Genomic DNA, 19164 nt, shown 5'->3' on the forward strand with positions numbered 1-19164 from the left:
GTTACGCATGGGGCTCAAGGGGGTATACGAAGGTATCGGGCGGGTTGTTCAGCGGTGCAGGGCCGACTCGATGCTGTCCAGCAACTGCTGGGCTTCGAACGGCTTGGGGAGGCAGCCGACCACGCCCGCCATGTCGGCGGTGATGCGCGAGCGCTGCCCGGGGTGGGCGCTGATGAAGATCACCGGGATATCGAAGCCACGGGCGTGCAGTTGGCTCAGCAGCTCGACGCCGCACATGCCGGGCATCTGGATGTCGGAGATCAGGCAACCTGCCTGGCCCGGGCCATCGGAGGCGAGGAAGTCACTGCCGCTGGCGAAAGTGCGGGCACGATAACCCGTGGCGCGCAGCAGGCCGTCGAGCGCATCGCGCAGGGACTCGTCGTCGTCGACGACGGCAATCAGTGTTGAGCTGGGCTGCTGCATGCGCGGTCTGCTCCTGGCGGCCTGTACCGTTGTTCCAAGATACCGCGTCGTGCAGGTGGCAGAAGTATACCTAGGTATAGCCGGTCGATACCTGCGTCTGGTTTTGCCGGTTGGCGGTGGCAAAACCGGTGAACTTTACCCAACAATAGGCTAGATTTTTCACCTGCCAACAGCACGCGGTGCCACAGCTCGAGGAGCGAAAATGGCCTTACAGAGCGCGCACGACTCGACAGAGCCAGTGGTGTACATCGTCGATGACGACGAGTCCATGCGCCAGGCCCTCGATGGCCTGTTCCGTTCGGTCGGCCTGCAGGTGCAAAGCTTCGCTTCCACCCAGGACTTCCTGGCCTTTCCCCGCAAGGCCGTGCCCGGCTGCCTGGTGCTCGATGTGCGCCTGCGCGGCGAGAGCGGCCTGGCCTTCCAGGCGCAGATGGAACAGGGCGGGGTGCGCATCCCGGTAGTGTTCATGACTGGGCATGGTGATATCGCCATGTCGGTGAAAGCGATGAAGGCAGGCGCGGTGGACTTCCTGGCCAAACCGTTCCGAGACCAGGACATGCTCGACGCCGTGGCCAGTGCCCTGGCCCGCGACCGCGAGCGCCTGGCCGGCGAACAGGCCGGGGGGGCCCTGCGTAGCGCCTTCGCCGCCCTGACGCCCAGGGAACGCCAGGTGCTCGGCTTCGTCAGCGCAGGCCTGATGAACAAGCAGATCGCCGCTGAGCTGAACCTCAGTGAGGTGACCGTGAAAGTGCACCGCGGGCAGATGATGAAGAAGCTCGGCGCGCGCTCGGTCGCCGACCTGGTGCGCATGGCCGAGGCGCTGGGTGTCGAGCCGCTGCGACGTTCGCTCTGACCGCGTCCGGTTTTTTCTACTTCGATGATGGGATCAAGACCCATGCCAGGCAGACAGCAAGTCCTGTGGAACGATGGTGACCGTCTGTTTTGCCGGCTGCGGCGCGCGGACGGCAGCCGCGTGCTGCTGATGCGGCCGGCCAACGAGCAGCCATTGCCCGCCACCGTCGATCGCCTGGCACACGAATACGGCCTGCGCGATCAGCTCGAGGCGAGTTGGGCGCTGCAGCCCCAGGCCCTGGAGCGTATCAACGGCAAGCCGCGCCTGGTGCTCGGCGACCCTGGCGGCCAGCCGCTGTCGGCCTTGCTGGTGTCGCCGCTGGGCATCGAGACTTGCCTTGAGCTGGCAGTGGCGATCAGCGTTGCCCTGGGCCGCCTGCACCTGGCCGGGCTGGTGCACAAGGACCTCAAGCCCCACCATGTGCTGGTCGACTGCGACGACGGCCAGGTGCGCCTGACCGGCTTCGGCCTGGCTTCGCGTTTGCTCCGCGAGCGGCAGGCGCCCGAACCGCCGGAGACTATCGCCGGTACCTTGGCCTACATGGCGCCGGAACAGACCGGGCGGATGAACCGCTCGGTGGACTCACGCAGCGACCTCTACGCCCTGGGCGTGAGCCTCTACCAGATGCTCACAGGGTCCTTGCCCTTCAATGCCACCGAGCCCATGGAGTGGGTGCACTGCCATATCGCGCGCAGACCCCTGCCACCGTGCGAGCGTGTCGCCACCGTGCCGCCGCTGCTGTCCCAACTGGTGATGAAACTCCTGGCCAAGACCGCCGAAGACCGCTACCAGAGCGCCGCCGGCCTCGAGCACGACCTGCGCCGCTGCCTCGCCGACTGGCGCCAGAACCGCAGCATCACGGCCTTCAGCCTGGATGAACAAGGCACCCTCGACCGCCTGTTGATCCCGGAGAAACTCTACGGCCGCGAACACGAGGTGCAGATCCTCGAGGATGCCTTCAACCGCATGGTCCGCAGCAGCGTGCCGGAGCTGGTGCTGGTGTCGGGTTACTCGGGGATCGGCAAGTCTTCGGTGGTCAACGAGCTGCACAAGGTGCTGGTTCCGCCACGCGGGTTGTTCGCCAGCGGCAAGTTCGACCAGTACAAGCGCGATATCCCTTATTCAACGCTGGTGCAGGCGTTCCAGGGGCTGGTACGTACGCTGCTGGGCAAACCCAGCGAGGTGCTGGCCGGATGGCGCACGGCATTGCTGGCGGCGTGCGGGCCCAACGCACGGTTGATCACCGACCTGATTCCGGAGCTGCGGCTGATCATCGGCGAACCTGCGCCCGTGCCAGAGCTGGACCCCCAGCAGGCGCAACGGCGGTTCCTGTTGGTGCTGCGCCGCTTCATCGCAGTGTTCGCCCGCGCCGAGCACCCGTTGGCGCTGTTCCTCGATGACCTGCAGTGGCTGGACGCTGCCACCCTCGACCTGCTCGAAGACCTGCTAACCCACCCGGAGCTGCGCTACCTGATGGTGGTGGGTGCCTACCGCGACAATGAGGTGGATGCCCACCACCCGCTGACCGCCAGGCTCGAGGCGATCCGCAGGGCAGGGGCGCCGGTGCACGAGGTCCGCCTTGCGCCGCTGGCCCGCCCGCACATCGAACAGCTGATCGCCGAGTCGCTGCACTGCCCGGCGCCCAGCGTGATGGGCCTGGCGCAACTGGTGCAGGACAAGACGGGCGGTAACCCGTTCTTCGTCATCCAGTTTCTCCAGGCCCTGGCCGAGGAGGGACTGCTGGCCTACGACCCTGCTGCCCGACGTTGGCGTTGGGATTCGCAGCGCATCCACGCCAAGGGCTACACCGACAACGTGGTCGACCTGATGGTCGGCAAGCTGGCGCGCCTGCCGTTGGCGACCCGCCAGGCACTGCAATACCTGGCCTGCCTGGGCAATGCCGCGCAGGCACAGACGCTCGCCCTGGTACTCGACCTTCCGCTGGAGGGGGTGCACGCGGTGCTGTGGGCTGCGGTGCGGCTGGAGCTGGTGGCGGACCAGGAGGGGACCTGCGCTTTCGTCCATGACCGCGTCCATGAAGCCGCCTACTCGCTCATCGCCGAACAAGACCGCGCAGCCATCCACCTACGCATCGGCCGTCTGCTGGCCGAACAGGTGCCGGCCCAGCTCCGCGACGAAGCCATCTTCGAGATCGTCGGGCAGCTCAACCGCGGTATAGCGTTGATCGATGCCCAGGTCGAACGCGAGCAACTGGCCGCACTCAACCTGCAGGCCGGGCGCCGGGCCAAGGCGGCGTCGGCCTATGGCTCGGCGTTGGCCTATCTGCATGTGGGTGAGCAACTGCTGCAGGGGCCGTGTGCGGCTGCTCCTCACGAATTGAGCTTCGCCCTGGCGCTGGACCTGGCCGAGTGCGAGTTTCTCACCGGCCAGCTCGGCCAGGCGGATGAGCGCCTGATCGGCCTGGCAACGCGTGCCAGGACTGCAGCTGAAGGCGTCGCGGTGGCCTGCCTGCACATGCACGTTTGCCTGATGCTCGACCGCAGCGACCGCGCGGTGGCGGTGTGTCTCGCCTGGTTGCGCCAGGTGGGCATCCACTGGGTCGCGCAACCGGACGATGACGCGGTGCGTCGCGAATATGAGCAGATCGGCCTGCGCGTTGGTACGCGCAGCATCGAGCAACTCATCGACTTGCCGCCGATGGAGGACGCCACCTCGCTGGCGATCATGGATGTCTTGTGCAAGCTGTTCGCCCCCGCCCTGCAGACCAACGCCAACCTGGCTTGCCTGACCATCTGCAAGGGCGTGAGCCTGAGCCTCGAGCATGGCAACGGCGATGCATCGTGCATGCTCTACGCCAACATCGGGCGCGTGTCGCGACGCTATGGCGACTATCAGACCGGTTACCGCTTCGGCCGGCTGGGCTGCGAACTGGTCGAACAGCGCGGCCTGCAGCGCTTCGAAGCCAGCACCTTCCTGTGTTTCTCGATGTTCGTGGTGCGCTGGACGCGGCCGGTCAACGAGTGCCGCGAGCTGCTGCGGCGGGCCTTCGTCGCGGCCAACCGGGTCGGCGACCTGCCCTACGCCGCCTATGTCGGCAATGGCCTGATCTCCGACCAGCTGTTCAGCGGTGAACCGTTGGGCAGCATGCAAACGGAGGCGGAGCAGGGCCTGGCCTATGCGCAGAAGGTGCATTTCGGGTTGGTGATCGACTTCATGAACACGCAATTGGCGCTGATCCGCACGCTGCGCGGGCAAACGCCGATCTTTGGATGCCTGGACGACGAGCACTTCAGCGAGGCGCGTTTCGAGCAGCACCTGGACGATGCACCGGACCTGGCCCTGGCCGCCGGTAAATACTGGGTACGCAAGCTGCAGGCGCGTTACCTGGCAGGCGACTACGAGGCGGCCGAAGCCTGTGCGGCGCGGGCCAAGGCGCTGACCTGGGTGATCGCCGCGTTTTTCGAGGAGGCTGAGTACCATTTCTTCGCGGGCTTGACCCTGGCAGCCCGGCACGAGGTCGATGAAGCGACGCTGCAGGCATTGGCCGAGCACCATGGCGTGATTCAGGTCTGGGCCCGGCAGTGCGCGGAAACCTTTGCCAGCCGACAGGCATTGCTTGGGGCAGAACTGGCGCGCTTGCAGGGGCGCTTTGTCGAGGCCGAGCACCTCTATGAAGAGGCTATCCAGTTGGCCCGCGACAGTGGCTTCGTGCATGTCGAGGCCCTGGCCAACGAACTGGCGTCGCGCTTCTATGGCGCCCGCGGGCTCGCCAGGATTGCCCGGGTGTACCTGCGCGATGCGCGTTATGGCTACCTGCGCTGGGGCGGTGATGGCAAGGTGCGCCAGCTGGACAGCCGCCATCGTCATCTGCGCAGTGTCGACCCGGAGCCTGGCCCCACCACGACCATCGCCACGACGGTCGAGCACCTGGACCTGGCGACGGTGCTCAAGGTGTCCCAGGCCGTGTCGGGCGAAGTCGACCTGCACAAGTTGATCACCCAGGTACTGCGCACGGCGATCGAGCAGGCCGGCGCCGAGCGTGGTGTGCTGGTGCGCGCCCGCGACGGCGAGCCGCGTATCGTCGCGCAGGCCAGTGTCGCCGAGGGCGAGGTGGTGCTGTGCAACGAGCCGGTGAGTAGCGCTTTGCTGGCGGAGTCGATGCTCTACCAGGTGCTGCGCACCGGGGAAAGCCTGTGCCTGGACGATGCCATCAATGACGCTGCATGGCTGGCTGACGACTATGTCCGCCGATGTGGCGCCCGGTCTCTGCTGTGCCTGCCACTGAGCAATCAGGCGCGGTTGGTTGGTGCGCTGTATCTGGAGAACAATCTCAGCGCGGGCGTGTTCGACCCTGCGCGCATCGCGGTGCTACGGCTGGTGGCGTCGCAGGCGGCGATTTCCCTGGAGAACGCTCGGCTGTATCACGAGGTCGCTGAACGTGAAGCCAAGAATCGCCAGGTGCAAGCCGAGCTGGCCCATGCCAACCGGGTCGCCACCATGGGCCAATTGGCCGCCTCGATCGCCCATGAAGTCAATCAGCCGATCGCCGCCACGGTCACCAACGCCAATGCCGCCATCCGCTGGTTGAGCGCGCAGCCGCCGGGGCTGGACGAGGTCGGCCTGGGCCTGGGGCGGATCATCAGGGATGCCAACCGGGCGGCCGAGGTGTTGGGGCGCATTCGCGAGCTCATCCGCAAGGCGCCCCCGCAGAATCAGGCCGTGGACGTCAATGCCGTGGTGTTGGAGATGGTCGACTTTACTCGGGGCGAGGCATTGAAAGGGCGGGCACTGGTGCACACCCAGCTCGCCGAAGCGTTGCCGCCGGTTCTGGCTGACCGGGTCGAGCTGCAGCAGGTGTTGTTGAATCTGATCATCAACGCGCTGGAAGCCATGGCGGAAGTCGACGAAGGCACCCGTACGCTGCACATCAGCACCGCCCTGGAACAGCAGAGTGTGCGAGTGACAGTGGTGGACAGTGGGCCTGGGTTCGCAGCGGCAGACGTGGAACAGGCGTTCGAGCCGTTCTACACCACCAAGGCGACTGGGCTGGGCATGGGGCTGTCGATCTGCCGCTCGATCATCGACAGCCACGGCGGGCGCTTCTGGGCCTATCCCGGGCAGCCCGCAGGCGCGGCGGTGCAGTTCACCTTGCCGGTGCATCCTGCGCCGCCTGGGTAGGAGCGGGTTCACCCGCGAACACCGGCGAAGCCGGTGCCATCCATCGCGCTGCCTGCTTCGCGGGTAAACCCGCTCCTACAGGCCTTGGCAGTTGTTCCAGCAGGGCTGGGATCGGTGTCTGCTCCGAGCCTAAGCCAGACACCTGCAGGCAAGTCCTGCCACTTACTGATACAGCGGCACACCACTCAGCTTCTGCAGCTCGTCGAAATCGATGTCGGCGCAGATCTCGATCACCCGCAGGCCATCGGAGGTGACTTCCAGCACGGCCAGGTCGGTGTAGATGCGGCTGACGCAACCGATGCCGGTCAGCGGGTAGGTGCACTCGGGCACCAGCTTGCTTTCGCCGGACTTGGTCAGGTGGTCCATCATCACGAACACCTGGCGGGCGCCGGTGGCCAGGTCCATCGCGCCGCCCACGGCCGGGATCGAACCTTCGGCGCCGGTGTGCCAGTTGGCCAGGTCGCCCTTGACCGACACCTGGAAGGCGCCCAGCACGGCGATGTCCAGGTGGCCGCCACGCATCATCGAGAACGAGTCGGCATGGTGGAAGAAGGCGCCACCGGTGAGCAGGGTCACGTGCTGCTTGCCGGCGTTGATCAGGTCATCGTCTTCCTCGCCAGGCGCTGGGCTCGGGCCCATGCCCAGCAAGCCGTTCTCGCTGTGCAGGAACACTTCCTTGTCGCCCAGGTAGTTGGCCACCAGGGTGGGGGCGCCGATGCCCAGGTTGACGTAGGCGCCTTCCTGGATGTCTGCGGCCACGCGTTGGGCCATCTCGGTGCGGGAGAGTTTCTTGGTGATGGTCATGGCAGGCCTCAGACAGCTTTAGCGTTCGAAGAAGCGGCGGCGCCGGAGACGGCGACCACGCGCTGGACGAAGATACCCGGGGTGATGATGTGTTCCGGGTCCAGTTCACCGAGCTCGACGATCTGGTCGACCTGGGCGATGGCGGTCTTGGCCGCCATGGCCATGATCGGGCCGAAGTTGCGGGCGGCCTTGCGGTAGATCAGGTTGCCCCAACGGTCACCCTTGTACGCCTTGATCAGCGCGAAGTCGGCGTGCAGCGGCATTTCCAGCACGTACTGGCGGCCGTCGATCTCGCGGGTTTCCTTGCCTTCGGCCAGCAGGGTGCCGTAGCCGGTCGGCGAGAAGAACGCACCGATGCCCGAGCCTGCCGCGCGGATACGCTCGGCCAGGTTGCCTTGCGGCACCACTTCCAGCTCGATCTTGCCGGCGCGGTACAGTTCATCGAATACGTAGGAGTCGGACTGGCGCGGGAACGAGCAGACCACCTTGCGCACGCAGCCGGCCTTGAGCAGGGCGGCCAGGCCGATCTCGCCGTTGCCGGCGTTGTTGCTGATGATGGTCAGGTCGCGGGCGCCGGTGGCGATCAGGCCATCGATCAGCTCGGATGGCATGCCGGCTGTACCGAAGCCACCGACCATGATGGTCGAACCGTCGGTGATCCCTTCCACCGCGCTGGCGATGGACTCAAACGTTTTATTGATCAAAGCGAGCTCCTGGTTCTTCCTGGAGTATGGGTTGCCGAGCTGGCCGGCGCGCGCTGGGCGAGGCGGCCAGTCAGCGCTTGGAATTGCGTGCTGACTTGGCTATAGGTTGCCCCAAGACCGGGCGACAGTAGAGAGGGATAAGCGAAATTTGTGCGATTATCGAACTATTGTGCGATGTGCGGGCAGTTACGGGCCTGTGGCTACGCTTCCGGGTGGCAGCGGCGTTCGCTACCCCATGTCTATCACTCCCGCAAGCGTTCTCTGACACAGTGAACATCCTGTAGGAGCGGGTTCACCCGCGAATAGGCCGGCCAGGCCAATAGCAGGCGGACACATCCATTAACTTTTCGAAGTGTGAACTTCGGAAGCAGCCTACATACATCCTCGGTGCGTTCTATCTAGCCTCGACGCCTTCACCTACAAGGAGTTGGCGATATGGCTATTCACGGCTACATGTCGATAAAAGGGCGGCGGCAGGGTTTGATCTCTTCGGGTTGCTCGGCCCCTGAGTCACTGGGCAACCGCTGCCAGGAGGGTCATCTCGATGAGATCATGATGCTCTCGTTCACCCACAGCCTCTCCAATTTCGGTAATACCGAACGCATCACCCATCGTCCTGTGATGATCACCAAGTACATCGACAAGGCCACGCCGCTGCTGTCCGGGGCCTTGGCCGATCGCGAAGTGCTTGAATGTCGGATAAAACTCTACCGCCTCAACCCGGCGGGTAAGATTGAGCAGTATTTTCGAGTCGATCTGTCTGACGCGATGATCGTCGATCAGCGCATCGAAGTCCCCCATTCGGTGCTGCTCAACAACCAGGACCCCCAGGAATATCTGGCCATTCGGTATGGCTTCGTCGCCTGGCATCACATGATCGCCAACACGAGCGGATATGCCAGTTGGGGGGAGGAGTCGTGAGAGCAGGGGATGAGGCGGGTGCTAGCAAGAACAACGAGTTTTGGGAAGTCAGCCATCTGGCTGCTCGGCTGAATCAGTATGCCTGTGAGGTGGGGGCGCGGCATCTGAAGGACGATTTTATCCGAATGCAGTTTACTCGGGAAGTTGCTCAGGTTGGTCAATCGGTCGTAGAAGATGTGCAAGCTGGGAAGATAAGTGCGGCCCAAGCCAGAGAGTCGTTGGAAAAAGAGTATGAGAAGTTAGCGCTTGAGGTATGGGAGTACCTGAAACTTGCGGCGGGTGTTACCGCGGGGGTAATGCAAATCAGCACAGGTGTAGCAGTATGCAAAATGTCATTCGGCGTGGGCTGCGTGCTGGGCGGCCTGCCGTTGATTCTGCATGGAGCCAACAATGTATACGAGAACAGCATGAATATAGTGAAGCGGGGTGCCAAAACTGTCGGGCCTGTCCGTAAAGCCTATCAAGACATAGCTATGGTAGCCGGTGGAAGTACAGCGCATGGGAACATTGCGTATGGAACTCTTGATTTGGGGTTGTCTGCTTATAATTTAAGTCGGCTGGTGCTCAAACCTGGTGCTTGGCGGCTATTCAGATACTTGGAGGCAGACAAGGTCAAGGCATACCAGCAGATGGGTAAGCGCTCAATAATTTTCGAAGTGGGCATGGATATGCTGACAGGGGATCAGATCCTTGTTGAGCTAAAGGAAGACTGATGGCCTGGCTATTTGTAATGTGCGTCGTTCTTGGCGTGATCTCAGCCTATTTTCTCCGCGCTAAGTGTTCGGGGCCTCATCTCGGTTTTGGGCTTTTTTGCGTATGCTTCATTTACAATATTTTCTTCATTACTTATTACATGCGGATTTTGGAGTTCTCACGGTTCCTGTTCTTTGGGTATCACCCAGAATTCATAAAGGAAAATGTCTTCGTTCTCTGGGTGGCGATGATTGGAATCTTTTTCCACTGTGGTGCGATGCCCAGTTCCAGTGAAAAGTGATGTCTGGTACTCGGGATGTTCGCGGGTGAGTCCGCGAACACTTCGCCCCGCAGTCCCGATCTACCTCAAGAAATTCAGGTCCAGCGGATAATCCAAAATGATCCGCGTCTGATCCAGGTCATTGGCAATCGCCCCATAATCCCCGCCCGTGCGCATCGACGCATGCAGCACGCGCAGTGACAGGTTCTTCGCCGGCCCCGACTGCACCACGTACTTCACCCACAGGTCGCGTTCCCACTGCGACCCGTCGCTGACCGCCTGGTAGCGCGAGTAGGCGCCGCCGGCATTGCGACCATCGATATCGGTGCCGCGGATATAGCGCGCCGTGAAGCTCAGCCCAGGTACGCCGAACACCGCTGCATCCAGGTCATACCGGGCGCTCCAGGCCCGTTCGTTGGGGCTGTTGAAGTCGCTGGCCTGGGAGGCGGCGTCGAGTTCGATGTCGAAGCTGTTCCACACGTAATCGAACGGCTGGTCGCCATCGATGCGGGTGTAGGCGACTTCGAACTTGTGCCCGGCCAGCGCATAACCCACCCGGGCACTCCAGGCATCGTTGCGGATGTCACCCAGCAGCGCATTGCCGGTATCGCGCGTGCGGTAGTAGTTGGCGCCGGTGTTGAACACGCCACCGATCTTCAACGGCACGCGGTATTCGATGGAAGCGAACTGCTGCTGCCAGATATCGTCCAGCTCCGAGCCGTACAGCTTGATCTTCACCTTGTCGAAGCCGGTGTAGACACCGCCGTAGTAACTGACGAAATCACTGTCGGCCTGGCGCCCGCCGTAGACGGTGCCCAGCTTGCCCCCGTGATTGGTTTCAGCCCGGTCGCTGCTGGAGGTGAAGCGGCCGCCATTGAGGGTCAGGCCTGCGAAACTGCGGTCGGTGACGTTCCAGCCCCTGAGTGTCTGTGGCAGCAGGCGGATATCGCCGTACTTGAGCACCGGTGAATCGGGGAACAGGTCGCCGTAGGCCAGTTCGGTACTGCCGATGCGCATTTTCACCGATCCACCGGCCTTGGAATACTCGCTTTTCGGATCGCCCTGGTTGTCGCGCGCAACGATACCGCCATTACCGATCCCGTCACCGACCCGGCCTTTGCCGCCGTCCAGCTTCACCGCGCCCATGTAGTGCAGGTCGAGGCCAAAGCCGACGAAACCCTGGGTGAAGCCGGAGTTGAACTTGGCCAGTACCCCTTGCGCCCATTCCTGGCGATAGCTTTGCCGTTCGCCGGCGGGGTTCAGGTAACTGCCGTTACGGTTGTCGGCGTTCCAGTAGAAGTTACGAAAGCCGACCGTGGTCGTGCTGTCTTGGAAAAAGCCATTGCCAGCCTCGGCCGCGTGGGCCAGCGAACCGCACAGGCAGGCACTCGCACCTGCCATCCCCAATGTGAAAAACTTGCGCAGCATAGACACTTCCTTATTGCCAGATTCAAGAATGGCAGCGTGAAGATTTATTGTTATTGGCCCTGCGCCTTCGAACGGGCAGCCGGGGGCCTGACCGCTGACTTGTGATTGAGGCAAGCCGCGGCTTTTTGTTGTTGTGTCGCGTGTGCAAACCCATGAAGGCCCGGCCAGCCGGCTGCACAGGCAGCCGACTTGCCGGTGATTGGCTGTTACTCGGTCAGCCCGGCGAAGAACCGCGCGGCGTTTTCATCCAGGGTGGCGATGTCGTAGCCGCCTTCCTGGACCACCACGCAGGGCAGGCCCAGCGCCTTGATCCGCTGCCCGAGACGGCGGAAGCCTTCATGGCTGACGGCCACCTTGGACTGCGGGTCGTTCTCGTAGATGTCGAAGCCCAGCGACAGCACCAGCACGTCCGGGGCGAAGTCGCGCAGGGCGGCGGCCGCCTGGTCCATGCAGGCGAAGAAGTCCGCTTCGCTGGCACCATGCGCCATCGGCAGGTTGAGGTTGAAGCCAGCGCCGGCACCGGTCCCGGTCTCGTCGTCGAAACCAGCGACCACCGGGTAGAAATTGGTCGGGTCGCCATGGATCGACACGTACAGCACGTCGTCGCGGTCGTAGAAGATTTCCTGAATGCCCTGACCGTGGTGCATGTCGGTGTCGAGCACCGCGACCTTGGCGAACTTGCCACGCAGCACCTGGGCGGCGATGGCGGCGTTGTTCAGGAAGCAGAACCCGCCGGCGGCCTCGGCCCGGGCATGGTGCCCCGGTGGCCGGCACAGGGCGTAGGCGGCCTGGTCGCCTTCGATCAGGGCATGGGCCGCAGCTACCGCGCTTTGTGCCGACCAGTAGGCGGCCTGCCAAGTGTGCTCGCCGATCGGGCAGCTGCCGTCGGCCAGGTAGCGGGCGGTCTTGCCGAGGATGCCGCGTAGCGGGTTGCCTTCGCGGATGAAGATGTTCGACATGACCTCATCGCCCCAGTCCTCCGGCACTTCATGCCACTGCTGGTAGGCGCTGCTCAGGTAGTCCAGATACGCGGGGCCGTGCACGGCCGCCAGCGGCGCCAGGCCATGGTCGGCAGGTTCGTGCAGTGGGTAGCCGAGCTTCTCGACCACCGCCAGCAGTGGATCGATGCGGGCCGGAAGCTCCTGTGGCTGGCGCATCTGCCCACGCGACAGGTAGGAGCGGGGATGGTGCAGACGTTGCGCTGGGTGGAAAAACGTTTTCATCGATGACCTCTTGGTAACGCGTGCGATCAATAGCCCAGTTCGGGATCGACCAGGTTGTTCAGTTCCAGCTCGGCGGCCAAGCGCGACACGTTGTCGGCCACCTGCTGGGCGATGCACAGGTCCGACGCGGCCGACGCCATGTGTGGCGTCACCCAGACCCCGGGTGTGTGCCACAGCGGCGAGTCGGCGGGCAGCGGCTCCTGCTCGAACACATCGAGCAAGGCACCGCGCAACTGCCCGCTGGCCAGGGCCTGGCGCAGATCCTCGGCATTGAGGTGCTGGCCGCGGCCGCAGTTGATCAAACCGCTGCCTTTGGCCATGTGCCGGAACACCGCCTGGCTCAGCACGCCGTGGGTGCTGGTGGTGAGCGGTAGCAGGTTGACCAGCACATCCAGCCCGGCCAGGAAGTCGTGCAATGCAGGCGCGCCGTCGAAGGTGGTGATGCCGTCGATCTGCCGTGGCGTGCGGGCCCAGCCACGCACGTGGTAACCGGCTGCCGCCAGGCGCTGCGCCACTGGCGCGCCGATCGCGCCCAGGCCCATCACGCCAACCTTGTAGTCCTGCGCCTTGCGCTGCACCGGGCGCTGCCAGTGTTGCCTGGGGTTGCCGGCGATCACCTGGTCGAAGCCGCGGTGAAAGTGCAGCACGCCCCAATGCACGTACTCGCTCATGCCCTGGGTGTGGTCAGGGTCGACCACCCGGCACACGGGCACTGACGCATCGCGCGAGCTGTCCTGGGCCAGGTGATCGACGCCAGAGCCGATCGAGTGGACCAGGCGCAGGTTCGGCAAGCGGCCCAGGCTGCCCTCGGGCGGGAACCAGCACACCGCCACCTCGGCGAGCGGCGCCTGGGCATCGTCCGGGCGCAGCACATGCAGATGCGGGGCATGTTCGGCGAACAGTGCGGCCAGCCAGTCGGTCAGCGCGGGGTTCTGGCAAAGCAATACGAGTCGGCTCATGGTCAGCTGCACCAGTCGTTGCGCTGCTCGTCGATCAGACTCAGCGCGGCCTGCCAGGCCATGTCGATGATGCCGTCGATGCCATCGCGGCCAAACTGCGCGGCGGTGTGGCGGCAGACCGCTTCGCTGGGGAAGTTCAGCGCCACGCCGGCCGACATCGCCTGGACCTGCGCCTGGCAGGCGCGTTCGAGGAAGTAGATCTCGTGGAAGGCCGCCGCCACGCTGCCACCGGCCGCCAGCAGGCCGTGGTTGCGCAGGATCATCGCCTTGTGCGCGCCGAGGTCGGCGACCAGGCGCGCGCGTTCTTCCAGCGACAGCGCAATGCCTTCGTAGGTGTGGTACGCCAGGTTGCCGTAGAACTTCAGCGCGTGCTGGGTCAGTGGCAGCAGGCCGTCACGCTGCGCGGCCACCGCCATGCCGGCGGCGGTGTGGGTGTGGATGATGCAGTGCAGGTCCGGGCGTGCCTCGTGGATCGCCGAGTGGATGACGAACCCAGCGGCATTGACCTTGCCGTCGTTGTAGTGGCGGTCTACCACGTTGCCGTCCAGGTCGATCAGCACCAGGTCGCTGGCGCGCATCTTCTCGAACGCCACGCCGTAGCGGTTGATCAGGAAGTGCCGATCGGGGCCCGGCACCCGCAAGGTGATGTGCGTGTCGATCAGGTCGGTCATGCGGTAGTAGGCGATCAAGCGGTACAGCGCGGCGAGCTCGCAGCGCGCTTGCCATTCGACGTCCGACAGGGAGAGAGGCTTGCTCATCAGGCGATTCCTTGCGAGGTGGAGAGGGCGACTGGCTTGGCATTGGCGTTGCGCAGTTGCGACAACCCCAGCACGCCGGTCAGCGACATCAGGGCCAGCACAGTGAAGAACAGTGCCAGCGGTAGCCATTGGCCGGCGTACTGGCCGGCGAGGAAGGTCCCCAGCATCGGCGTCAGGCCACCGGTCAGGCCGCTGCCCAGTTGATAGGCGATCGAGATGCCCGAGTAGCGCACCCGGGCCGGGAAGGCTTCGGCCATGAAGCCGGCGATCACTGCGTAGAGCGCCGACAGCAGCACCACGGCCAGGGCGATACCGGCGGTCATGTAGACCAGGTTGCCGGTCTGCACCAGCAGGAACATCGGGTACGGCACCAGCATGCACAGCACGGCGACCCATTTGAGGAAGCGCCCTTCGCCCAGGCGCTCGGCGAGCATCGCCGAACAGGGCTGCGAGAGGAACTGCAGGATGGTCACCACGAACAGGCAGTCGAGGATGGTGCTGCGGGCGATGCCCTGGTACTGGGTGACATAGGTGATCATGAAGGTGTTGGTGAAGAAGAAGCCCCCCGAGCCGATGGTCACGGCCAGGGCTGCGAAGATGATGTTGCGCCAGTTCTTGCGCAGCACTTCCAGCACCGGGTTGTCGGCGGTCTGGTCGTTGTCCTTGACCTCGGCGAACTCCGGCGACTCGGGCACGCCGAAGCGAATGACCAGGCCGACGATCATCAGCAGCCCACTCATCAGGAACGGAATGCGCCAGCCCCAGCTCATCAGGTCGTACTGTTCCATGCCGGTGATGAAGCGGAAGGCGATCAGCGCCAGCAACAGGCCCGCCGGGCTGCCCCACTGGGCGAACGAGGCGAAGAACACCTTGCGGCCCTTGGGCGCGTGCTCGCTGGCCATCAGCACCGCGCCACCCCATTCGCCACCGACCGAGATGCCCTGCAGCAAGCGCAGGAAGATCAGGCCGATGGGTGCCCAGATACCGGCTTGGGCGTAGGTGGGCAGCAGGCCGATGCAGGTGGTCGCCACGCCCATCAGCACGATCGTCACCAGCAGCATCTTCTTGCGCCCGAGGCGATCGCCCAAGTGGCCGAACACCATGCCGGCGAACGGCCGGGCGATGAAGCCGACGGCGAAGCTGCCGAACGCGGCCATGGTGCTGAGCATCGGGTTTTCGCTGGGAAAGAACAGCTGCCCGAGCACCAGGGCCGCGGCGAAGGCGTAGATGTAGAAATCGTAGAATTCGATGGTGGTGCCAATGAAGGCAGCCGCCGCGGCACGACGCGGGGTGGGTGTGTTGCTCGTCATCTGAGGCTCCTGGGCGTCATTGTTATAGGCAGGAGAAGGAGGGGGTCCCGGTTCGGCGGGACCAAGGCACTCTGGCGGTGCGTTGCTAGATGTTGAGGCAACACCTATTCTAGGAAAAGCTTCTAATTTAAATACTTGAGTATAAGAAAAACCAATAATGACGATACCGGCCACGCCCTACGCCAGAGACCCCGAAGCCAAGCGTTTTCTCAATGATCGCCTGGACTGGAACCTGCTGCGCACCTTCCTGGTAATCGGCCAGGAGGGCAGCATCAGCCGGGCGGCGGCGCGCCTGCACCTGAGCCAGCCGGCCATCAGCCAGGCACTGCGGCGCTTGGAAGAGCAGTTGGACAGCGCCCTGGTGGTGCGTCGCGGGCCGCGCATCACGCTGTCGCAGGCGGGAGAGGAGGTGATGCAGATCGCCGCCGAACTGTACGGTACGGTGTCGCGCCTCGGCCCCGCGTTGGACAGCCCCGCCGAGACGGTGACCGGCAAGGTTCGCCTGCTCAGCATCAGCCGTATCCAATCCCGCGCCTATGACGAGTTCCTGGCCCAGTTTCATGGTGACTATCCGCAGGTGGAGCTGGAAATCGACGTGGTGCGCAGCGCGGATGTGGTCAGCGGGTTGTTGCAGAAGACTGCATCGTTCGGCCTGGGCCTGTGCCGCACGCCCCAGCCGCGCCTGGAGCAGCGGGTCCTGCTGGAGCAGCGCTACGCGTTCTACTGCGGCAAGCGCCATCGGCTGTTCGGGCGCAAGAACCTCACCGTGGCAGACCTGCAGGGCGAAAACTTCGTGAGCTTCACCAGTGACCAGATCGGCGGCAACCTGTCGCCGCTCACGGTGTTCCGTGATCAGCATGGCTTCACCGGGCGGCTCATTGCGTCGTCGCCGAGTCTGGATGAAATCCTGCGCATGGTCGGCGCGGGTTACGGCATCGGCTGCCTGCCGGAGCACATCGTCGCGGCGGATGTACAAGCCAACGAGCTCTGGCGCCTGCCGCCGTGGGAAGGGGTGATCGACGTGAACGTCTACCTGCTGTGGAACCGCGAGCAGAAGCTGACCCAGGCCGAGTCGATCTTTCTTGAGCGCTTCCAGCAGATGCTGATGACCACCGACCCTGCCGAGCGGTTCTAGCGCAACACGATGCGCTTGACTCGTGAATTTTTTGATGTATTTTTTCATGAAAAATAAATACAAAATTTTCACGACCACAAGGGCAAGACGATGAGTGTCATCTTTGCGGATCTACTGACCGAGGTTCGCGCCTTCCGCGCGCAGCATCCAGAAATACGCTACGTAGACCTGATCGCCCTGGACATTCCAGGGCACTTCTACGGCAAGCGCTACCCCATGGACATGCTGGAAAAAGTCGCCGCCGGCGCGCCGCTGAAACTGCCGCAGAACTGCGTGCTGCTGGGTACCCAGGGTGGCCTGTACCCAATCGGCGACTACTGCTTCGCCGACGGCGACCCGGACGCCGCCCGCCGCCTGGTGCCGGGTACCCTCAAGCCGGTGCGCTGGGAGCAGGAGCCGATCGCGCAGATGCTCATCACCTCCGACGGCACCGCCAAGCCGATCGAGTTCGAGCCCCGGGAAGTGCTCGCCCGGGTGATCGAGCGTCTGGCCAAACGAGGGATCCGCCCGGTGGTGGCCTTCGAGCTGGAGTTCTACCTGTTCGATCGCAAGCTCGAGGATGGCCTGCCACAGTTCCCCCGTGACATGGCCACCGACGATGAAGACGACCAGCCGAACATGCACATCGAGCGGCTGTCGCGCTTTTCCAAGGTGCTCCACGAAATGGTTGATGGCGCCAACGAGCAGGGCGTGCCGGCCAATGTCATCACCGCGGAGCTCGGCCCTGGCCAGTTCGAGATCAACTTCTGCCACAGCGACGACGCCCTGAGCGCGGCAGACTGGTCGGCGCTGTTCTGCCGCAGTACCCGCGGTATCGCGATGAAGCACGGCTACCGCGCCAGCTTCATGAGCAAGCCGTATCTGCATGCGCCGGGCAGCGGCATGCATGTGCACGTCAGCCTGTACGACGAGGCCGGCAACAACCTCCTCGCAGGCGCCGAGCAGCGCAAGCTGCGCCATGCGGTGGCCGGGTGCCTGGAACTGCTGCCCCATTGCATGCCGATCTTCGCCCCCAACCACAACGCCTACCGCCGCTACGGGGCCATGGTCAACGCGGCGAGCAAGGCCAGCTGGGGCTTCGAGGACCGCGATGCGTGCATTCGCATTCCCGAGTCGGACCCGCGCAACCTGCGCATCGAGCACCGCCTGGCGGGCGCCGATGCCAACCCGTACCTGGTGCTGGCAGCCATCCTCACCGGCATGGAGCACGGGCTGGACAACGCCATCGAGCCCATCGCGCCACTCAACGACGACCGTCGGAGCGGCATCGACTTCCCCAAGGATGCCTTCAGCGCCCTGGCCGCCATGCGTAATCACCCGGTGCTCGGCGCGGGCCTGGGCAGTGAGTTCGTGATGGTCTATTGCGAAAACAAATACCAGGAACAACTGGATTTCATGCGCCACATCGATGCCCGCGAGTACCGCTGGTTCCTGTAGACGCCCGCCTGGCGACACCCTCTCTCGACCTTTCAAACCACTCGCAAACCGGATTTGCCGGAGGAAGATATGCCACGTGTGCCCGTTATCGGCATCACCGCATGCACCAGCATGATTGAGCTGCATGCGACCCAGACCATCAGCGAGAAGTACGCGCGCGCGGCGGCCAAGGCGGCGTGTGGCTTGCCCATCGTGATTCCGAGCCTCGCCGAACTGATCGACAGTGCAGACATCCTCGATGTGGTGGATGGGCTGATTTTCACAGGCTCCCCATCGAACATCGAGCCGTTGCACTACAACGGCCCGGCCAGCGCCCCGGGTACCCACCACGACCCGCTGCGCGATGCCACCACGTTGCCGCTGATGCGTGCAGCCATCGCTGCCGGCGTGCCGGTGCTGGGCATCTGCCGTGGCTTCCAGGAAATGAACGTGGCGCTGGGCGGCACCCTGCACCAGAAGGTCCACGAGACCGGCCTGTTCATGGACCACCGCGAAGGCAAGGGCGAGCCCCTCGAACAGCAATACGGCCCGCGCCACAGCATGCATATCGAGCCGGGGGGCCTGCTCGAGCGCATGGGCTTGCCGGCGATCATCGAGGTCAATTCCATCCACGGCCAGGGCATCGAGGTGCTGGCCCCCGGCCTGCGCGTCGAAGCGCTGGCGCCGGATGGCCTGGTGGAAGCGATCTCGGTGCAGAACAGCAAGGGCTTCGCCCTGGCCGTGCAATGGCACCCGGAGTTCCAGGTCATGGACAACCCGCATTACCTGACCATTTTCCAGGCCTTCGGCAAGGCCTGCCGGCAGCGCTCGGTGCTGCGCCAGATGCTGCTCAAGAGCGCCTGAAACGCCACCTTTCCCACTATTGAAAATGCCTGCGCAGCACGGCTGCGCAACCTGATGGAGTGAAGTCAATGAGTGAACAGAATCCACAGACCCTGGCCTGGCAGGCGATGAGCCGCGACCACCACCTGGCGCCGTTCAGCGACGTCAGGCAGTTGGCCGAGAAAGGTCCGCGCATCATCACTTCGGCCAAGGGCGTGTACCTCTGGGACAGCGAAGGCCACAAGATCCTCGATGGCATGGCCGGCCTGTGGTGC

15 protein-coding genes and 1 pseudogene are annotated in these 19164 nt (G+C 64.1%); 8 read left to right on the top strand and 8 right to left on the bottom strand.

Annotated elements, in window-relative coordinates:
• Positions 1-48: 48 nt before the first annotated feature.
• A complete protein-coding gene (locus IAE37_RS25870) occupies positions 49-423 on the bottom strand; it encodes a response regulator transcription factor (protein ID WP_201178291.1) in 375 nt (124 codons plus the stop codon).
• A gap of 202 nt (positions 424-625) precedes the next feature.
• Between IAE37_RS25870 and IAE37_RS25875 the strand changes: the two genes are divergently transcribed.
• Both IAE37_RS25875 and IAE37_RS25880 read left to right on the top strand, forming a co-directional pair.
• The gene (locus tag IAE37_RS25875) at positions 626-1276 is read left to right on the top strand and encodes a response regulator transcription factor (RefSeq protein WP_201178292.1); all 651 of its coding nucleotides are present in this window, start codon (positions 626-628) and stop codon (positions 1274-1276) included.
• Positions 1277-1318: 42 nt separating this feature from the next.
• The gene (locus tag IAE37_RS25880) at positions 1319-6415 is read left to right on the top strand and encodes a trifunctional serine/threonine-protein kinase/ATP-binding protein/sensor histidine kinase (RefSeq protein ID WP_201178293.1); all 5097 of its coding nucleotides are present in this window, start codon (positions 1319-1321) and stop codon (positions 6413-6415) included.
• A 162-nt stretch (positions 6416-6577) separates the two neighbouring features.
• Here the strand turns inward: IAE37_RS25880 and IAE37_RS25885 are convergent, their stop codons facing one another.
• Both IAE37_RS25885 and IAE37_RS25890 read right to left on the bottom strand, forming a co-directional pair.
• On the bottom strand, positions 6578-7219 hold the full coding sequence (locus IAE37_RS25885; RefSeq protein WP_201178294.1) for a 3-oxoacid CoA-transferase subunit B: 642 nt from the start codon (positions 7217-7219) through the stop codon (positions 6578-6580).
• A gap of 8 nt (positions 7220-7227) precedes the next feature.
• Positions 7228-7923, bottom strand: coding sequence for a 3-oxoacid CoA-transferase subunit A (locus IAE37_RS25890; protein ID WP_201178295.1), 696 nt, complete (start codon positions 7921-7923; stop codon positions 7228-7230).
• 435 nt (positions 7924-8358) lie between these two features.
• Between IAE37_RS25890 and IAE37_RS25895 the strand changes: the two genes are divergently transcribed.
• Both IAE37_RS25895 and IAE37_RS28905 read left to right on the top strand, forming a co-directional pair.
• Complete coding sequence (locus IAE37_RS25895) at positions 8359-8844, top strand: Hcp family type VI secretion system effector (RefSeq protein ID WP_201178296.1); 486 nt, start codon at positions 8359-8361, stop codon at positions 8842-8844.
• A complete protein-coding gene (locus IAE37_RS28905; RefSeq protein WP_201178297.1) occupies positions 8841-9557 on the top strand; it encodes a DUF4225 domain-containing protein in 717 nt (238 codons plus the stop codon). Before IAE37_RS25895 ends, IAE37_RS28905 begins: the two co-directional genes overlap by 4 nt.
• Positions 9558-9898: 341 nt before the next feature.
• Here IAE37_RS28905 and IAE37_RS25905 read toward each other — a convergent pair whose 3' ends face one another.
• The 5 genes from IAE37_RS25905 to IAE37_RS25925 form a co-directional block, all read right to left on the bottom strand.
• Positions 9899-11245 (bottom strand): OprD family porin, encoded by a 1347-nt coding sequence (locus tag IAE37_RS25905; RefSeq protein ID WP_201178298.1) that lies wholly within the window; start codon positions 11243-11245, stop codon positions 9899-9901.
• A 206-nt stretch (positions 11246-11451) separates the two neighbouring features.
• Positions 11452-12468, bottom strand: a complete 1017-nt coding sequence (locus IAE37_RS25910; protein WP_201178299.1) for a histone deacetylase family protein — start codon at positions 12466-12468, stop codon at positions 11452-11454.
• A gap of 26 nt (positions 12469-12494) precedes the next feature.
• On the bottom strand, positions 12495-13427 hold the full coding sequence (locus tag IAE37_RS25915) for a 2-hydroxyacid dehydrogenase (protein WP_201178300.1): 933 nt from the start codon (positions 13425-13427) through the stop codon (positions 12495-12497).
• Positions 13428-13429: 2 nt separating this feature from the next.
• Positions 13430-14185 (bottom strand): class II aldolase/adducin family protein, encoded by a 756-nt coding sequence (locus IAE37_RS25920; RefSeq protein ID WP_201178301.1) that lies wholly within the window; start codon positions 14183-14185, stop codon positions 13430-13432.
• Positions 14185-15495, bottom strand: coding sequence for an MFS transporter (locus IAE37_RS25925; RefSeq protein WP_201178302.1), 1311 nt, complete (start codon positions 15493-15495; stop codon positions 14185-14187). The genes IAE37_RS25920 and IAE37_RS25925 overlap by 1 nt, the downstream gene beginning before the upstream one ends.
• A 157-nt stretch (positions 15496-15652) precedes the next feature.
• Between IAE37_RS25925 and IAE37_RS25930 the strand changes: the two genes are divergently transcribed.
• The 4 genes and pseudogenes from IAE37_RS25930 to IAE37_RS25945 form a co-directional block, all read left to right on the top strand.
• Positions 15653-16630, top strand: coding sequence for a LysR family transcriptional regulator (locus IAE37_RS25930; RefSeq protein ID WP_201178303.1), 978 nt, complete (start codon positions 15653-15655; stop codon positions 16628-16630).
• A gap of 90 nt (positions 16631-16720) precedes the next feature.
• Positions 16721-18067 carry a glutamine synthetase family protein gene (locus IAE37_RS25935; protein ID WP_201178304.1) on the top strand — a complete coding sequence of 449 codons (1347 nt, stop codon included), beginning with the start codon at positions 16721-16723 and terminating at the stop codon, positions 18065-18067.
• A 69-nt stretch (positions 18068-18136) separates the two neighbouring features.
• Complete coding sequence (locus IAE37_RS25940) at positions 18137-18910, top strand: gamma-glutamyl-gamma-aminobutyrate hydrolase family protein (RefSeq protein WP_201178305.1); 774 nt, start codon at positions 18137-18139, stop codon at positions 18908-18910.
• 68 nt (positions 18911-18978) lie between these two features.
• Positions 18979-19164 (top strand): annotated as a pseudogene (locus tag IAE37_RS25945) (aspartate aminotransferase family protein); the annotation flags it as partial.

The sequence above is a fragment of the Pseudomonas sp. S31 genome (assembly GCF_016648105.1).
Lineage (GTDB): Bacteria > Pseudomonadota > Gammaproteobacteria > Pseudomonadales > Pseudomonadaceae > Aquipseudomonas.

Coding starts and splice junctions, on each gene's coding strand:
- IAE37_RS25885 (WP_201178294.1), bottom strand. CDS start 7,219: ATGACCATCACCAAGAAACTCTCCCGCACCGAGATGGCCCAACGCGTG.
- IAE37_RS25895 (WP_201178296.1), top strand. CDS start 8,359: ATGGCTATTCACGGCTACATGTCGATAAAAGGGCGGCGGCAGGGTTTG.
- IAE37_RS25935 (WP_201178304.1), top strand. CDS start 16,721: ATGAGTGTCATCTTTGCGGATCTACTGACCGAGGTTCGCGCCTTCCGC.
- IAE37_RS25870 (WP_201178291.1), bottom strand. CDS start 423: ATGCAGCAGCCCAGCTCAACACTGATTGCCGTCGTCGACGACGACGAG.
- IAE37_RS25905 (WP_201178298.1), bottom strand. CDS start 11,245: ATGCTGCGCAAGTTTTTCACATTGGGGATGGCAGGTGCGAGTGCCTGC.
- IAE37_RS25930 (WP_201178303.1), top strand. CDS start 15,653: ATGACGATACCGGCCACGCCCTACGCCAGAGACCCCGAAGCCAAGCGT.
- IAE37_RS25915 (WP_201178300.1), bottom strand. CDS start 13,427: ATGAGCCGACTCGTATTGCTTTGCCAGAACCCCGCGCTGACCGACTGG.
- IAE37_RS25940 (WP_201178305.1), top strand. CDS start 18,137: ATGCCACGTGTGCCCGTTATCGGCATCACCGCATGCACCAGCATGATT.
- IAE37_RS25910 (WP_201178299.1), bottom strand. CDS start 12,468: ATGAAAACGTTTTTCCACCCAGCGCAACGTCTGCACCATCCCCGCTCC.
- IAE37_RS25880 (WP_201178293.1), top strand. CDS start 1,319: ATGCCAGGCAGACAGCAAGTCCTGTGGAACGATGGTGACCGTCTGTTT.
- IAE37_RS25925 (WP_201178302.1), bottom strand. CDS start 15,495: ATGACGAGCAACACACCCACCCCGCGTCGTGCCGCGGCGGCTGCCTTC.
- IAE37_RS25920 (WP_201178301.1), bottom strand. CDS start 14,185: ATGAGCAAGCCTCTCTCCCTGTCGGACGTCGAATGGCAAGCGCGCTGC.
- IAE37_RS25875 (WP_201178292.1), top strand. CDS start 626: ATGGCCTTACAGAGCGCGCACGACTCGACAGAGCCAGTGGTGTACATC.